This window comes from Pseudoalteromonas sp. JB197, assembly GCF_002332205.1.
GTDB lineage: Bacteria > Pseudomonadota > Gammaproteobacteria > Enterobacterales > Alteromonadaceae > Pseudoalteromonas > Pseudoalteromonas nigrifaciens.
Genome location: NZ_NRGZ01000001.1, coordinates 622,946 through 640,512, shown reverse-complemented (window position 1 = coordinate 640,512; position 17,567 = coordinate 622,946). Strand labels below are relative to the sequence as shown.

At 39.6% G+C, this 17,567-nt stretch carries 11 protein-coding genes and 1 other RNA gene; 4 read left to right on the top strand and 8 right to left on the bottom strand.

Going from position 1 to position 17,567, the window contains the following annotated elements; all coding sequences use genetic code 11:
• Window positions 1-20: 20 nt before the first annotated feature.
• The 4 genes from CIK86_RS02980 to fabB form a co-directional block, all read right to left on the bottom strand.
• On the bottom strand, window positions 21-4,145 hold the full coding sequence (locus tag CIK86_RS02980; RefSeq protein ID WP_096317080.1) for a FimV/HubP family polar landmark protein: 4,125 nt from the start codon (window positions 4,143-4,145) through the stop codon (window positions 21-23).
• 347 nt (window positions 4,146-4,492) lie between these two features.
• Window positions 4,493-5,509: an aspartate-semialdehyde dehydrogenase gene (locus tag CIK86_RS02975; protein WP_011328736.1), complete on the bottom strand. Its 1,017-nt coding sequence runs from the start codon at window positions 5,507-5,509 to the stop codon at window positions 4,493-4,495.
• A gap of 45 nt (window positions 5,510-5,554) precedes the next feature.
• On the bottom strand, window positions 5,555-6,676 hold the full coding sequence (locus CIK86_RS02970; protein WP_086998476.1) for a 4-phosphoerythronate dehydrogenase: 1,122 nt from the start codon (window positions 6,674-6,676) through the stop codon (window positions 5,555-5,557).
• 109 nt (window positions 6,677-6,785) lie between these two features.
• Window positions 6,786-7,997, bottom strand: coding sequence for a beta-ketoacyl-ACP synthase I (fabB, locus tag CIK86_RS02965; RefSeq protein WP_011328738.1), 1,212 nt, complete (start codon window positions 7,995-7,997; stop codon window positions 6,786-6,788).
• A gap of 181 nt (window positions 7,998-8,178) precedes the next feature.
• On the opposite strand from fabB, the gene mnmC reads away from it, so the two are divergent.
• Window positions 8,179-10,188 carry a bifunctional tRNA (5-methylaminomethyl-2-thiouridine)(34)-methyltransferase MnmD/FAD-dependent 5-carboxymethylaminomethyl-2-thiouridine(34) oxidoreductase MnmC gene (gene mnmC / locus CIK86_RS02960; protein ID WP_086998479.1) on the top strand — a complete coding sequence of 670 codons (2,010 nt, stop codon included), beginning with the start codon at window positions 8,179-8,181 and terminating at the stop codon, window positions 10,186-10,188.
• 82 nt (window positions 10,189-10,270) lie between these two features.
• Window positions 10,271-10,906, top strand: coding sequence for an NAD(P)-binding oxidoreductase (locus tag CIK86_RS02955; protein WP_011328740.1), 636 nt, complete (start codon window positions 10,271-10,273; stop codon window positions 10,904-10,906).
• Window positions 10,907-10,911: 5 nt separating this feature from the next.
• On the opposite strand, the gene CIK86_RS02950 is transcribed toward CIK86_RS02955, so the two are convergent.
• Window positions 10,912-11,670, bottom strand: coding sequence for a sulfite exporter TauE/SafE family protein (locus CIK86_RS02950; RefSeq protein WP_086998482.1), 759 nt, complete (start codon window positions 11,668-11,670; stop codon window positions 10,912-10,914).
• Between the two features lie 556 nt (window positions 11,671-12,226).
• Between CIK86_RS02950 and gltS the strand changes: the two genes are divergently transcribed.
• On the top strand, window positions 12,227-13,441 hold the full coding sequence (gltS, locus tag CIK86_RS02940) for a sodium/glutamate symporter (protein ID WP_086998488.1): 1,215 nt from the start codon (window positions 12,227-12,229) through the stop codon (window positions 13,439-13,441).
• Between the two features lie 712 nt (window positions 13,442-14,153).
• On the opposite strand, the gene ssrA is transcribed toward gltS, so the two are convergent.
• Window positions 14,154-14,510: a transfer-messenger RNA gene (gene ssrA, locus CIK86_RS02935) on the bottom strand.
• Window positions 14,511-14,685: 175 nt separating this feature from the next.
• Entirely contained in the window at window positions 14,686-15,378 is a 693-nt protein-coding gene (gene rnt / locus CIK86_RS02930) for a ribonuclease T (RefSeq protein WP_086998491.1), read from the bottom strand.
• Window positions 15,379-15,585: 207 nt separating this feature from the next.
• On the opposite strand from rnt, the gene CIK86_RS02925 reads away from it, so the two are divergent.
• Entirely contained in the window at window positions 15,586-16,464 is an 879-nt protein-coding gene (locus CIK86_RS02925; RefSeq protein ID WP_086998494.1) for an OmpA family protein, read from the top strand.
• A 10-nt stretch (window positions 16,465-16,474) separates the two neighbouring features.
• Here CIK86_RS02925 and CIK86_RS02920 read toward each other — a convergent pair whose 3' ends face one another.
• Window positions 16,475-17,365 (bottom strand): DMT family transporter, encoded by an 891-nt coding sequence (locus CIK86_RS02920; RefSeq protein ID WP_041454509.1) that lies wholly within the window; start codon window positions 17,363-17,365, stop codon window positions 16,475-16,477.
• Window positions 17,366-17,567: the final 202 nt, after the last annotated feature.

Here is a 17,567-nt window from a genome sequence, read left to right as displayed (position 1 = left end):
TTAAATTTATGCTCTTTATTTTATTTAAGTTTAGCTTTTAAGCTAAGCGCTTCTTGTTGAACTTCTTCAGGGCCTTTATTAATAACGTCTTCGATAACCTTAAGCGCTGAGTCAAAATCATCTATTTCGATATAAGCGCGGGCTAAGTCTAATTTAGCAGAATAACCGCCACTTTCAGCATCAACATCTGTTGGGTTATCGCCGGCCAGTAATGAGTCAAAATCACCTAGCCCTACGTCCATATTCACATCATCGTAAGGTTCGTGCTCTGTATCTGCGTCGTCACTTTGCTCTAATAACGCATCAATATCTACAAACTCATCTTTGCTAGTTTGCTCAATAGTATTGCTGTTAACAGTTGGCTGTGGCGCTAAAGCTGATTCATCAGTATCTATTTCATCACTGAGTAAGTTATTAAAATCAACGTCAAACTCACTACTGTCTGCAATATCCAGCTCATCAGCATCGGCTAATTCATTTAGTAATGCATCAAAGTCGGTCTGAGTTAAATCGGCCATAAACTCGTCATCAAGCTCCTCATCCGATGCAACTTCACCGTTATGCGGTAACTCTGTTGGCATTAATGCCGCTTCACGGTCTACATTTGTTTGCTCATCAATTAACTTCTCATCTAACTCTTCATTTAATTGCTCAATTTGAATATCGTCTACTTCGTTAAGCAAATCATCACTAACGTCATCATTTAATTGCTGCTCAGACGAATTACTTGTATCCACCTCTGGTGGTGAGGTTATTGCTAATAATTCATCTTCATTTTGTTGTTCACTATCGAGCTCTGAAAAATCATTTTCAATTAATAGTTCATCGTCAAAGTCATCATTTAAACTATCTAAATTACCACCGGCTAGTAGCGAGTTTGCAAGATCTTGTTCAGCTTGACTCGAGGCCATACCTTTAGCATCACCATCTAGGTTATCGCCTTGCAGCTCTTGCGGAGTAAACGCTTGCTGTTCATCTGCTGTTAGTATTGCATCGTCATTCAGATCTAGCTCAGGGTATTCGTCTACATCAAGCTCTTCGCTTGGCGCTGCTACATCAGGCACTGACTCATCTGCTAATAATTCAGATTCATCATTTTCAATACCTAGAGGGTCGTCACCTAATTCGGCTTCTGTTACATCATTAAAATCATCAACCGACCACTGAGGGGGTTCTACATACTCTTCATCATCGGATGCTTGTTGTAGCTCATTTAAAAGCTCATCAATACTTTTTAAATTATCGTCATTATATTCTTCAAGCGCATCTTCAGGATCGAGTAACGTCTGCGATGTATCTGAGTAATCCTCTATAATTGAGTCGCCAAAATCGTCTTGCTCTTCTACTGCAAGCTCTGATTCTGACTCAAGTGCTGACTCTGTATTTTCACTGAATGATGAGGCAACAGATTCAGCGTCGTCACTATTTAACTCTTGCTGCGCTTTTTCTAAATCCTCTACTGATTCAGCAAGGGCTGTATCTATTTGTGCATCATGTTCATCAAGATCGTCGTCTAAGTTATCGATTAAGCTGTCGATATCGTCAATTTCATCTAAGTCAAAGTCGTCGGTTTCTTCTACTAACTCAGCTGTATTATTTTGCTCTTCAAGCGCTGCTTCAGGCTGCTCTTCCTCGCTTTGTTCACTAACTTCGTCGATTAAGCTGTCGATGTCGTCAATATCATCTAAGTCAAAGTCGTCGGTTTCTTCTACTAACTCAGCTGTATTATTTTGCTCCTCAAGCGCTATTTCTGGCTGTTTTTCATCGCCCTGCTCACTTTGTTCACTAACTTCGTCGATTAAGCTGTCAACATCGTCAATATCATCTAAGTCGAAGTCATCAGTTTCTTCTACTAACTCAGCTGTATTATTTTGCTCTTCAAGCGGTGCTTCAGGCTGTTCTTCATCATCCTGCTCACTTACTTCATCGATTAAGCTGTCGATATCGTCAATATCATCTAAGTCGAAGTCATCAGTTTTTTCTACTAACTCAGCTGTATTATTTTGCTCTTCAAGCGGTGTTTCAGGCTGCTCTTCCTCGCCTTGTTCACTAACCTCGTCGATTAAGCTGTCGATGTCGTCAATATCATCTAAGTCGAAGTCATCAGTTTCTTCTACTAACTCAGCTGTATTATTTTGCTCTTCAAGCGGTGTTTCTGGCTGCTTTTCATCGCTTTGTTCGCTAACTTCATCGATTAAGCTATCGATGTCATCTAAATCAAAGTCGTCATTCTCTTCTACGAGCTCTGTAGCGCTGTTTTGCTCTTCAAGCAGAACATCGCCCTGTTCGCTTGCTTCGTCAATTAAGCTATCGATGTCATCTAAATCAAAGTCGTCATTCTCTTCTACGAGCTCTGTAGCGCTGCTTTGCTCTTCAAGCAGATCATCGCCCTGAACGTTTGCTTCGTCAATTAAGCTGTCGATATCATCTAAATCAAAGTCGTCGTTTTCTTCAACTAGCTCTGTAGCGCTGTTTTGCTCTTCAAGCAGATCATCGCCCTGAACGTTTGCTTCGTCAATTAAGCTGTCGATATCGTCTAAATCAAAGTCGTCGCTTTCTTCAACTAGCTCTGTAGCGCTGCTTTGCTTTTCAGGCAGAGCATCGTCCTGCTCACTTACTTCATCGATTAAGCTGTCGATATCATCTAAGTCAAAGTCGTCGTTTTCCTCTACCAACTCTTCTGTATTGCTTGGTATTGATGATTGCTCTGATTCTAATAAATCATCAATATCAAAATCGTCATCTTCACTTGCTAACTCTTCACTAAAGGCAGATATTTCATCGTGAGAATCCCCACTCTCTGGTGCTACTTTGTCGCTATCACTCGATTCAATTTCTGGTAAGCTATCGTCTTCATCAAATAAGCTATCTAAATCATCAGCACTTAAAATATCATCACTGTTTTGTGATGTGTTTAAGTCTAAATCAATAGTGTCCTCTAAGCTGTCATCTGCAGGCTCATCAAAGCCTTGCTGCATAAAAATATCGAGCTCATCATCGTCTTGGCCGTCTTCATCATCAAAAATGATGTCATCGCTCAGTAAGCTTTCTAACTCATCTTGATCTAATAAATTGCTATCGTCTAATGAGTCGTCAAACGCTACATCGTCATCTAACAGCGCGTCATCCGCAATACCGTCATCTAATTGAACACTTAAATCATCCAACGGATCAGGAATAATAGGATCGTCGTGGCTAGCTGCACTTACAACATCATCGCTGTCATCACTGCTATAAACGGGAGTTTGCGGTAAAAATTCTTCATCTTCTTGGTTATTTTGCTCGGTGTTATTTGCGCGTTTACGTAACAACATTACAACGGCAAAAATAATTAATAATGCAGGTATAGTCATTAACAAAATTAAAACCAGCGGATTAGATAGCAAGGCTCCTAAGTCAAATTCGGCATCTTGTTTGGCGTCTTTGATTTTTTGTTGCGCTATTATTTCATTTTGTTTAACTATTAATTCTTTAAGTTGCAGCTGTATTTCGCTGTCTTGGCCTAGTTGCTCGCGTAAGTTTTTTAGCTCTTGTGAAATTCCTGTGAGTTGTTTTTTAAGCTTGTTATTCTCTACTAACATTTCTTCAACATTGTTTACCGAACTTTTAAATTGCTGTTGCAGCTCAACTAATCTATTACTTTGATCCGTTTTTATGTCATTTAATTCTTTTTGTAATTCTTTTTTAGCTTCGTCTACGTCAACTTTACGCGCTTGCGTTACTTTGGTTTGAGCTGTATTAATTTCGCTTTGCGTTAGCGTGCCGTTTTTCTTTTTTTCCCATAACTTGTCGTCTTGTTCAGAGCGCTGTCTTGCTAGCTCAGAGCTAACACTTTTAATTTCAGCTAAGGTGGGTATGTTTAAATAGGCACCACTTTGCATGTGGTTAAGGTTTTGTTCTAAAAATGAATTTGGATTTTTGTTATACAAGGCCTGCATAACTTGATAAATGCTTACAGAGTTATCAGGACGAACTTTAACAGCAATACGCCAGAGTGTATCGGTCGGTTTTATTGGCCCTATTGCTCGTCCTTGCACACCATAGTCAACGCCTTTAGGCCCCTTTAGTTGGGTACTGTCTTGAGAGTAAACAGAAGTGACTATCAATGCAGACGCCAATATAATAAGTGAAGCTAAACCGCGCATGCTGATCCTTTAATGTTTAAATGTTAACGTAGCGCCACAAAGTGGGCGCATAAACATTGATTATTCTTGCCGTTATCAACCAAATGGCTGACTCACATTTTTTATTACAATCTATTTTTATTGCAAGCTCTATTCCAGTTACAAACTATAAACCAGTTAGCCACTAATATCCATCGCAACACTTTGAAAATAAATACCTTAAATTTATAATTAAAAGTATTTAAATCTGTTATATCAACATCTTTATACGCTTTTAAATTATATGCGGCAATTAATTGACAGCCATATAAACAAAAAGCGGCAAACAAATAATGTTTACCGCTTTTTTGATTTAAAGCTATAAGTAATTACATGTAGTTAGCAATAAGCTCTTCTGCAATTTGTATGCTATTTGTTGCTGCACCTTTGCGGGTATTATCGCTTACAACCCACATATTTAAACCATGTGGATGTGAAATATCGGCGCGTAAACGACCAATGTAAACTGTGTCATTACCGCTGGCATCAGATACCGCTGTTGGGTAATCGCCCGCATCATCAATAAGCTCAACACCTGGCGCGTCGTTTAATAACTGTTTTACGTGTTCAAGGTCATATGGCATACGTGTTTCTATATTGATTGACTCTGAATGACCAAAAAACACCGGTACTCTTACACACGTTGGGTTTACTGCAATGGTAGTATCGCCTAATATTTTATGCGTTTCGTTAACCATTTTCATTTCTTCACGGGTGTAGCCGTTATCTTCAAATGCATCTATTTGTGGGATCACGTTAAACGCAATTTGCTTAGGAAATATATCGCTGTCAACTGGGCGGGCATTCATTAAGTTAGCGGTTTGCTTTGCTAACTCATCAACCGCTTTTTTACCTGCGCCCGACACTGCTTGATATGTTGATACATTAATACGGTCAATTCCGTAAGCATCGTATATTGGTTTTAGTGCCAACATCATCTGAATAGTTGAACAGTTAGGGTTGGCAATTATGTTACGGTTTCTAAAATCGGCTAAGCTTGCTGCGTTAACTTCTGGTACGATTAGAGGGACTTCAAAATCATTTCTAAAAAATGATGTATTGTCGATTACTACACAACCAGCATCTGCAGCAATTGGCGCGTACTGCTCTGACACACTACCACCAGCAGAGAAGAAGCCTATGTGCGCTTGGCTAAAGTCAAAGCCTTCAACATCTAGTACTTCAATGGTCTCACCACAAAACTTAATGTCTTCGCCTGCGCTGCGGCTGCTAGCAAGTAAAAAAAGTTGATCCACTGGAAATTTACGATCTGCTAATGTTTCAATGATTTGACGACCAACTAAACCTGTAGCACCAAGTACCACAACGTTATATTTTTGCGACATATTTATTCCTCTTTAAGCGATATTAAAACAACATCGCTAGTTAAATTAGTTTGCAACAGTAAACCCAAGCTGGGCTAAAGCGGCTAGCTGCGAGCTATCACCTTGTATTGTTAAAGTGCTAAATTCTCGTCTTACAGGGTAGTTTTTACGTAAACTATCAAAACCGTTATTCGCTAAATCACGCAGTAAAATACCGTCATCACGGCGTACGTCGTAAATTAAATGCACCAAACGCGCAATATCAGCTTCATTAAAACTTTGTCCTAATGTAGCTTGCGTAATTGCAGGCACGGGTAAAAATTCGTCGAGCGACTTTGTTGCTTCTATCCCTTTGAGTTCACAAAACTTTTGATACAATATTTGTGTACCACGGGCTTTCCCTTCAAGGGTGTGCCCTGCAATGTGAACGCTTGCATAGCGCACATGCTCTAGTAGCTCAGTTAAAATAGTGGGTTCGTTTTCCCATACATCAAGCACTAAATCTAAATCGGCACCCGCTTGCATCACTTCTAATAATGCTTGATTGTCAATCACATCACCACGGCTTGCATTAATTAACGTAAGCCCGGGTTTGAGCGCTTTTAATCTGGCTTTATCCATCATATGTAGCGTTTTATGCTCGCCACTTTTTATAAGCGGAACATGAAAAGTTACAATATCTGACTGCGCAAGTAATTGATCAAGTGCTACGTGCTCGTTTAATAAGCCTTGCGCATGTTTTATTGGATCACATAAAAGTACGGTTAAATTCAGCGCTTGTAATTTTTGCGCCAAACAACTGCCAATACTGCCTACGCCAACTATACCTATTGTTTGATTATTAAGTGGGCGGGCGTTTTCTTGGCTTAATGCATATAAACTGCTTATTACATACTCGGCTACCGCAATTGCGTTGCAGCCTGGCGCGCTACTAAAGGCAATATTTTTATCATTTAATAATTGCGTATCAATATGATCAACACCAATTGTTGCGGTGCCAACAAAGCTTAGTTTGTTAGCGTGTGCTAAAAGCTCATTATTAACCTGAGTGACTGAGCGAGTAAGCAGCACATCTACGTCTATTAGTTGATCGGCTGTTAATTGTCGCCCATCAAAACGCTCAACTTCACCAATGTCTGCAAAGTACTGCTCAACTAAAGGCATATTCTGATCGGCAAGAATTTTCATACAGAGTCCGTTTGGCAATTAAGGGTCGCTATTGTAACGAACAACCTAGGCTTTGCACAAACTAAAAAGCCGAGCAATGCTCGGCTTAGGGTATTTAGTAAGAAACTAATTAACCTTTATATTTACTCATAACTAACGTGGCATTTGTACCACCAAAGCCAAAGCTGTTCGACATTACAGTATTTAACTCAACATCACGACGCTCAGTAACAATATCAAGGCCTGCAGCTTGCTCGTCTAATTCATCAATATTAATTGATGGTGCAACAAAGCCATGCTCTAGCATTAATAAAGAGAAAATAGCCTCGTGAACACCCGCCGCACCTAGGGCATGGCCTGTCATTGCTTTAGTTGCGCTGATCATTGGTGAATTACCACCAAATACGTCTTGAATAGCGCCAAGCTCTTTAACATCGCCCACTGGAGTAGATGTGCCATGCGTATTTAAATAATCAATACTTTCTACGTCTTGCATAGCTTGGCGCATACAGCGTGCAGCACCTTCGCCTGAAGGAGCAACCATGTCGTAACCATCAGACGTTGCACCATAGCCAACAATTTCTGCGTAAATATGTGCGCCACGAGCAAGAGCATGTTCAAGCTCTTCAACCACAACAATACCGCCACCACCAGATATAACAAAACCATCGCGGTTTGCATCGTACGTACGCGATGCTTTTTCTGGTGTTTCGTTGTACTTAGTAGAAAGTGCGCCCATAGCGTCAAATTCCATTGCTAAAGTCCAGTGCAGCTCTTCACCACCACCAGCAAAAACAACATCTTGCTTGCCAAGTTGAATTTGTTCTACTGCATTACCAATACAGTGCGCTGATGTAGCACATGCAGAACTAATAGAGTAGTTAACACCTTTAATTTTAAACGGTGTTGCTAAACATGCAGACGTGGTGCTTGCCATAGTACGTGGCACCATATAAGGACCTACACGCTTTACGCCTTTTTCGCGTAAAATATCAGCCGCTTCTACTTGCCATTTAGATGAACCACCACCAGAACCAACTATAATACCCGTACGCTCGTTTGACACTTGCTCGTCAGATAAACCTGAGTCTGCAATCGCTTGCGTCATTGAAATATAAGAATAGGCAGCAGCATCACCCATAAAACGCATTGCTTTGCGGTCAACATGTTCTTTAACGTCAATATCAATTTTGCCCGACACGTTGCTACGTAGCTTGTAATCGGCAAATTCTTGGTTAAACGCAATGCCACTACGGCCTGTTTTTAACGATTCTAATACTTCTTCTTTGTTGTTACCAATACTTGATACAACACCGATACCTGTAATTACGGCTCTTCTCATGGGTAATTCCCTTAGCTTAATACTTAATTGCGTTCTATTTTACGCGAATTTAATCATCTAAGTGGTCAGCTTTCTAGCGTACACTTGTACTCTGAACTGCTAGCTTATAAATAACGCCAGACTATTTCAAAGAAAACACGTAAAATAATTAAAAAATTTCATCTCTAAAATTAAATGGGTCATGATAAAAAACGCCAACATTCACTTTAACCACCAAGGCACACCTGTTGCCAATGACTTCGATGATATTTATTATTCTGACGATAATGGCTTAGCTGAATCTTATTATGTGTTTTACCAGCAAAACAATATAGATACACGGTTACAAAGTCATGACCAAGCACATTTTGTTATAGCCGAAACCGGTTTTGGCACTGGCCTTAACTTTTTAAATACATGCCAGCACTTTACTGACCACCTTGCACGCCAACAAGTTCAAAAGCAACTAAACTATGGTGTAAAGCGACTACACTTTATTACCTTTGAAAAACACCCATTAAGTGTAAGCGACTTAAGCAAAATATTAACAGCATGGCCTGAACTTAATTTATTAAGTGAGCAACTTATCAGCCAGTATCCCATTAATTTAGCAGGCTGCCATCGACTTGAATTTAATAATGGGACAATCGTGCTCGATTTATATTTTGGTGATGCACTGGAATCGATTAAAACAATGAGCTATCCGCGCTCAGGTATAGTAGATGCTTGGTTTTTAGATGGTTTTGCACCGAGTAAAAACCCTGACATGTGGCAGCAAAGCCTGTTTAATGCCATGGTTAACATTTCAAAAGTAGGAGCCACCCTTGCTACCTTTACCGCTGCCGGCTTTGTTCGTCGTGGGTTAAGTGATGCAGGCTTTACCATGCAAAAAGTTAAAGGATTTGCGCACAAACGTAGCATGCTAATTGGCACATTAAAACACACTAACGATACGCAATCGGCGCCAAGTTATTTTAATCACGATGTAAGCCCGCTTAGTAATGTGGCGGTAATTGGTGGTGGTATTGCCAGCAGCTGTATTTTATACAGCCTAGCTAAGCGAGGTATTAGCAGCCAATTATTTTGCCAAGATGCTGCACCCGCTATGGGGGCATCGCACAACGTGCAAGGGGCGGTATACCCTCATTTACAAGCAAAAAACTCCCCACACAGCGAGTTATTTGCGCATAGCTTTTTATATGCCAAACGGCTTTATAAACAGTTACTCAATGATGGCTTTAGTTTTGATCATAGCTGGTGCGGTGTATTGCAGCATGCAGTAAAACAGCCACTCGTTGATCGCCATGAAAATTTAGCCCAGCAGCAATTATGGCCACAAACATTAATGCGTAACGTAACCGCAGAGCAAGGAGATACTATAGCCGGAGTTACTACTGGTTATTCTGGCGTCTATTTTGAACAAGGTGGCTGGGTAAACCCACCACAACTAGTTAATGCTATGTTGAGCGCCGCCCATTGTTTGGCGCCTTATAAAAGTACTTTTAACTGCCATATAGAACAATTAAAAAAAACCAGCAACGGCTGGCTACTTTTTAGTAACGGCAAACAGTTTGGCCCCTTTAGCGATGTAATTATATGTGCAGGTGAGCACAGCGATGCATTTGCACAAACTAAAGCACTACCAATCGTTGGTGTACGCGGGCAAGTATCGCATGTGCAGGCAAGTGAGCAGTCAACTAAACTAAAAACAGTGCTGTGCCATAAAGGCTATTTTACACCCGCTTATTTAGATCATCATTGTATGGGTGCAACGTTTGAAAAAAACACCAAAAGCCGACAAGTAACTGAGCAAGACAACCTTAGTAATCGCGAGCAATTACTCAACTTTTACGGCCACTGTAATTTTGCAACTAGCTTAGGCAATATAACCGCAGCAAAAGCCGCAGTGCGTTGTAGTTTTATTGATCACTTACCTATGGCAGGAGAGTGGGTAGAGCAAAGCGATTACCTAACTGCCTTTGCTAATTTACGTTTAGGTAAACGCTATCAGTACCAAGCCCTAAGTAAAAAACAACAAGGGCTACATATTTTCACCGGCTTTGGTGCACGTGCTTTATGCAGTGCGCCACTTTGCAGTGAACACTTAATTAGCAGTTTAAACAACGAGCCGCGCCCGCTCAGCGAGCGTGTAAGCCAAGCTATTCACCCTGCTCGTTTTATAGTGCGTGATTTAATTCGTAATAAAATTTAATCAGTTAGCTATACTTGAAAGGTATACCAACGAGTCACGATCTACTGTAAGCTGAAATAGCAAACAAATTTAGGAGTTAATGATGAGTAAAACCTTAATTATTGGCGCAAGCGGGCAAATTGGTAAAATGACTACCGAGTTATTACTCCAGCATGAGCATAATGTAATCGCTTTAGTGCGCAATAAAAATAAACTAAGTGATTTAAATAGCGTACATTTAACTATTATCGAACAAGATTTAGAAAGCGATTTTAGTGACGTAGTAAAAGACTGTGAGCAAGTTATATTTGTTGCTGGCTCAGGCGGCGGTACAGGTGCTGATAAAACCTTATTAATTGATCTGTGGGCTGCTACTAAGGCAATTAACTTTTCAAAAGAGCACGGGGTTAAACACTTTATTATGGTGAGCTCGTTAGGTGCTGACGATCCTGATGCAATTCAAAGTGATCTAAAACCTTACCTAGTAGCTAAACACATGGCAGACAGATACCTAATAAATAGCGGCCTTAGTTATACCATTGTACGACCGGGTGCATTAACCAACGAAGCTGCATCAATGCTTATTAGCACAACGCGACCAAGCGATCGTTCAAATGCAAAAATAAGCCGAGAAAACGTTGCTCATGTTTTATTTAACATTGCGCAAAACCAATGTAATAGCAGTTGTATTTTTGAGCTTTTTGATGGCGACAGCCCTATTAAAGCTGCGGTAAAATAATCTGCTTATAGCAATATTTCACTTATGCCTTGCCAAGCCAATTGGCAAGCCATAAGTGTTAATATAACCTTAAAAATAGCTTTAAAACGTGCTGTAGGCATACGTTTAAGTAAATAAATACCTAACCAGGTGCCTAGCGCACCACTGGCAATCATACCTATCACCAATGGCAACCATTGCCAAAAGTTAAACCCAATAACAGTATAAACAAACGCCTTTAACACATGCTGTAGGGTCATAATGCTAGAAAACGTTGCAGTGAACTTTAATTTGTCATAATTATTAATATGCAAATAACTCGCTACTAGCGGTCCACTTGCGCCAACAAACATAGAAATAAATGCCGTTATTAAACCCGCAACTAAACGCCCCAGCTTTGAGTCGTTTTTAAATTTAGGCGTTTTACCCCACAATAAATAAACCACAAATACCGCAACCGCCAACTTCATACCATCTAACTGAATATCATTAACTACAGTGCTAGAGATGCCAGCGCCAACCAACCCACCAAGCGTAAAGTAAATAAACATACTTTTATCTATATGTTTAATGCTCAACACTAGTCTATTTGCATTCGATCCTAATTGTACTAAGCCATGCACTGGCACCACGACCGTCATTGGCATAATTGATGCCATAACAACTAATAACATCAGCCCGCCACCGGCACCAAACGCGGCAGATACAAACGATGTAAAACCTGCAAGTACAATAAGTAACAGCGCTATACAGGGAGTAACAAACTCTGTAGCCAATAAATCCATATTTATGCTCTAGGGTGAATAACACCTTATATTGAGGCTTATTTTAGTGATTTTGTATAACCATTAGGTATAACATGCATAGTTTAAATTGCGTTCAAAAAATATAAGCATTGTGTAAAGCCACAGCACATTAAAGCTCAGCATTAAGTTTAAAGTTAATAACCCGCTATAAATGAGCCAAAACGCGTAACGAATAAAAATAAACGCACCTTTATCTGTGCAATTTTTAACAATAATAACCAACTTTGTTTGTTGTAAAAAAATACAACCACATTAAAACTAATGAATAAGAATTACTTTATGGCTGTGTTTGCTGCAAAATAGTATACAAACTTAAAATATGCATCTTGATCGGTAACCGGTATATGCTAAGCTCCTGCCCTCAAAATTAAACTTTGCCTGTTTTTTATTAATGATTTGCTAAGTTGCAAGGTACTGCTTTTGCTTATGGCGCTCTAAAGTTTTGAACTGCTAATCTGTTGATTACCTCTTCACGGTCAAACTTTGGTTCATGTGCAAACAAAAATATACCGTATTAAAAAGGTTAAATGCGCTTATGAATATTGAAATTTCTATTATAGAAACCTTGTTAGTTTCTTTGTTAATACTTTTTGCAGGCTATTATCTCAATAGCAAAATTGCTTTTCTTAAAGACAACAACATTCCTGAACCCGTTGTGGGTGGTATTGCCTTTTCTATTATTGCGGCCATTCTGCACGTTTACTTTGATATTAACTTTCAATTCGATATGACTTTTAAAACCCCATTAATGACCATGTTTTTTACCACTGTTGGTTTGGGTGCGAGTTTTAGCTTATTAATTAAAGGTGGCCCTAAAGTCGCGCTGTTTTTGGGCGTCGCAACAATTTATTTATTGGTGCAAAATGCCTTAGGCATATCTATTGCGGTAGCAACCGGTATGGAGCCTTTAATGGGCTTAATTGGCGGCTCTGTAACACTCTCTGGTGGCCATGGTAGTGGTGCTACGTACGCTGATTTATTTATTAATGAATATGGTATGCAAAGTAGCGTATTTGAACTGGCAATGGCAGCCGCTACGCTTGGGCTTATTCTTGGTGGCCTAGTTGGCGGCCCAGTCAGCAGACGCCTCATTAATAAATACAACTTAAAAGCAGACACTTCATACCATGAAGAGCGCGATGACACAGTTACCTTCGACCCAGATGATCACGACCTAGTAACACCGCGTAAAATGATGGAAACCTTGTTTGTTATTTTATCGTGTATGTACTTAGGTAGCATGGGCTACGACGCTTTAAAAGCGATTGATATTATTTTACCAGCATTTTTAATCCCATTACTATTTGGTGTTTTTATTACTAACCTTACTGAATTTTCTAAAATTTATAAGGTAAGCCGCGCCTGTATAGACTTATGGGGCACCATGGCACTATCGATGTTTTTAGCCATGGCTTTAATGTCGTTAAAAATATGGGAGCTGCTAAGTTTAGCCGGCCCAATGATATTTATGATATTGGTACAAGCCGTTATGCTAATGCTGTTTGCCTACTTTATTACTTTTAGAGTAATGGGTAAAAACTACAACGCCGCAATAATAGCGGGCGGTCATTGTGGTTTTGGTTTAGGCGCAACCCCTACCGCAGTAGCAAATATGGAATCTTTAGTATCTCGTTACGGCCCCTCACCACAGGCATTTTTAGTAGTACCTTTAGTCGGCGCATTCTTCATTGATATTACCAACGCACTCATTATACAGCTGTATTTAAGCTTTCCTTTTGTTAGCGGTTAATAGCCGCACTTAAGCTATTGTATTAAACATTAAGCCAGCCTTAGCGCTGGCTTAATGTTTACTTCGTATCTACTTACTGCTTTATCTCATCGCTAAGCAGCAACCTTACAAACGTATCAAATCTCAACTTACTTTCAATAATCTAAAGCAATACAAGTTTAGTATTATTTACTAAGGTAGATCCCCCCATAAAAGCCCTTCACAGCCTGCTACAGCGCTTTATAAGAAGTTATCTATCGTTGTGGTTAAACCTTGTTAAAATCTCTTACAAGCTATTGGTTTTTTGAGCATTAGGTATTAAGTTGCCAATAACCCGTTTTTTAGCGCCAATTCGCTTCACCAGCCCAGCTTCTTTTAAAACCTTAATCCGCCTTTAGATGGCGCTCAACGACGTTTCGCTAGCGACAACTAACTGTGCGTTTGTAATATGAGGATCGTTGCTAATAAGGTTGATTATTAATTTATCTACATCAGACAGTTTTAAACTCTCAGTTACTCCCCTCATTTAAACCTTCATTTTTTAAAAGCTTAGCTTCGGTTACTGCATCAACACTCAATAAAGAGCGCTACCGGCTTGGTGGGTACTTTGGCGAGTAGCTTAATGGGTCTGTGATCTTAATTAACCTTTAGCCATAAAAAAACCCGCAAGGCTCGAATTAACTAGCGTTGCGGGTCTTTTACGGTTCTTAGCAACATATCTAAAAACCTTTAATGGTGGAGCTGGGGGGATTTGAACCCCCGTCCGAAAAGCCTCGACCGTCGGTACTACATGCTTAGTATTGTCATTTAATTAACCTTTAAGTCCCGGACAAACACGGTAAATAAAGGCGAGGCCGCTTAGTTTTAACGCTTCAACCCCGGCCAGGGTTTCCGTCGCGATCAGGTGTTAGGGTGACACTCCAAAATCTAGTCCACAAGAATACATAGAAGGAGCGCTAGCTGGCCTAAGCCGCTAGAGAGTAGTTATCGTCGTTTGCGATTACTTTAGGTTGCGGCTGTTTAACGAGGCAAACCGCACCTCGACATGCACCTTGGGCTTCTTGAATTCCGTCGAATCCTAATCAGCCCCTGAATTAGTAACTCATTCAGAGCGTACGGCTAGTATAACCGAGTAACATGCTGATACTCAAGGCCCTTCGATGCTTTATTTTTACTTACTAGGCACTGTTGTTCATTAAACGGGCAAAACTATACAAACAACCCAAGTAGAATGTTACATTGAGTCAAACTAAGCGAAGGTAAAATTACTCAGACGTTTTAGCATCATCACTATCATCTACTTGTAACTCAGTATCGGTGTTTTCTAATGCCGCTAGTGGCCAACCGCCTAGTTGTTGCCAGCGATTCACTATTAAACAATAAAGCTCAGCGGTACGCTCTGTATCGTAAAGTGCTGAGTGTGCTTGGCTATTATCAAATTCAATACCCGCTGCTCTACATGCTTTGGCAAGTACAGTTTGCCCTAAAGCAAGCCCTGCTAACGATGTAGTATCAAAACTTACAAATGGATGGAACGGCGTGCGCTTTATATTATTGCGCTCTATTGCTGCATTTAAAAAACCATGATCGAATGCTGCATTATGCGCAACCACAACAGAACGTTGGCAGCCGGCTGCTTTTTGCGCTTTGCGCACAACTTTGCAAATTTCTTTAATTGCATGCTCTTCAGGCACGGCACCGCGCAGTGCTGAAAATGGATCAATACCATTGAACTCAATGGCCGCTTGTTCAATGTTAGCGTCTGCAAACGGTTCTACATGAAAGTGCACCGTGTGATCTATGCTAAGCAATCCTTCATCATCCATTTTTAAAACAGATACTGCAATTTCTAATAAAGCGTCGGTCTCTTTATTAAACCCGCCAGTTTCAACATCAATTACCACTGGAAAAAAGCCACGAAAGCGTTTTGCGAAAAGTGTTTGCTCAGTATTTGCCATAGTCTTCTTGGTTTGTAGGTGTAAGCTATCTATTATGTCAAAATTGAGGGCCTTTCGGCTAGGGGATTTATTGATTAATTATAGCTAAAACTATAGGCATGTAATTTGCTTTACAGTTAGAGCTTACTCAGTATTGTTTACTATTAAGTGCTATTACACGGTATTTTGCCAAATTATTGGCAATACTGATTTACTGGAGAATTCCCGATGAAGTTTAAGTTGTTATTTATTAGCCTTGGTATTACCAGCGCACTTTGCAGTTATAGCAGCTATGGTGCTATGCGCCAATACATTGCCGATCAAGACAACTCTAATTGGCAAGTAGTTAAAACCACTCGTTTACAATGCCAGTTAAATCATGAAGTTCCATATTATGGCGAAGCCATATTTAATGTTAATGCAAGTAAAAACAAAGATCTTACTTTTAATTTAGATATGGTTGTTCGCCCTGATAATTACGCTATTGCGGGCTTAAAAGCAGTGCCACCAGCATGGCGAGCCGGTACGCCAGTTCGCGATATAGCTGACATGAAGTTACTTAAAAAGTTTGACGGCGAACTGGGTAATAAAACCGCATGGGAAATGCTCACCGAACTTGAAAAAGGTAATCAGCCTACTTTTTATTATCAAGACTGGCAAAATAGTGCCGATAAAATTGCCGTAGGCATGTCGGGGGTTAATTTTAAACAAGCCTATTGGGCCTTTTTACAATGCCGCGATGAATTATTGCCATATAGCTTTGAAGATATTTCGTTTACGGTAATGAACTATCAGTCTAACAGCAGTAAATTAACTAAATCTTCGCAGCAACGTTTAGATAAAATTGCTGAATACTTAAAAAATGATCCAAGTATTGAGTCAATTAATATAGCGTCTTATACCGATAGCTATGGCGGTCGATGGAATAACCTAGACCTTTCTAAAACACGCGCTAAAGCAATTAAAGATTATATGATTAGTTTAGGTGTTGATGAAACTAAAGTGCATACCGATGGGTTAGGTGAAAAACGTTTTGTAGACACTAACGATACTATTTTAGGGCGCAACAAAAACCGTAGATTAGTAATTCAAATAGCGAAAATATGATGCTTTAACATCATATTTTTTGCTTATTTCGATTAACTATTTGCTCGCCAAACTGAAACACACCTAAGCTTAGTAAAATAATAACCGCACCACTAATAAGCTCCTTGCTAAGCGGTTCATTATTAAGCCATGCGCCAAGCCCTAATGCAAAACTTGGGGTAATAAGCGTGGTAAGTGCAACAGTACTGGCATTTAAGTTTTGCAATACATGAAAATACGCCAGCGCTCCTAACAATGAGCCAAATACTCCTAAATAACCAATAGCCCATATTGATTTAGCACTCCAATTTTGTATATTTAATTCACCGTCTAGCAGCAACCAAGCAATAAAAAATAAAGGTGTTACAAACACCAGAGCACCAAATGTAGTTGCCATAGGATGAATAGCAATTTTAACCCGCTTGATCATCACTCCACTTAAACTAAAAAAACACACCGCTATAAACACATATAACAAACCAAGCCCCTGAGTTTGCGAGTGCTTAATTTGGTTATAGCTGACAAAATATAATCCGATTAGGGCACATGCAAGTGCGATTAGCTTAATTGCACTAAACTTAGGCTCGTTAAGGAGTTGCTGGGCAAGTAAGCCCGATAAAATAGGCGCTAAGCCAAACATTAATGAAATAATGCCTGAGGGCACTGTTTTAGCCGCCATATAACTAAGTAACATGCCACCAAAAATACCTATGCTAGAGTAAAAATAAAGTAAGCAGGCATTTTTATTCCACGGCACCCTAATACGCGTAATAGCTATAATTACAGCACCTAAAGTAAGCCCTACCAACATACGTAATAAAACCGCTAATGTTGGCGATACTGTATCGCTGCTCCACACTATACCTAATGGTGTGGTTGACCATATAAGAATCATTATAAAGTACGATACTTTAATTGGCACATGCCGCTCCTTAGCCATTAACAATAAAACTCAAAAAACTTCAAATAAACTATACGCTTAAAGCACTTTTTTAATAGTTAATATTAATAAAAGATGCATTTAAATTACAGTTGTAAATAGATAATTACACTTTATTTTATTTCTTTTATAACAAAACTATTTAAGTTTTGGTTAACTAGTTATATCTTGCGTACCTCTCAAG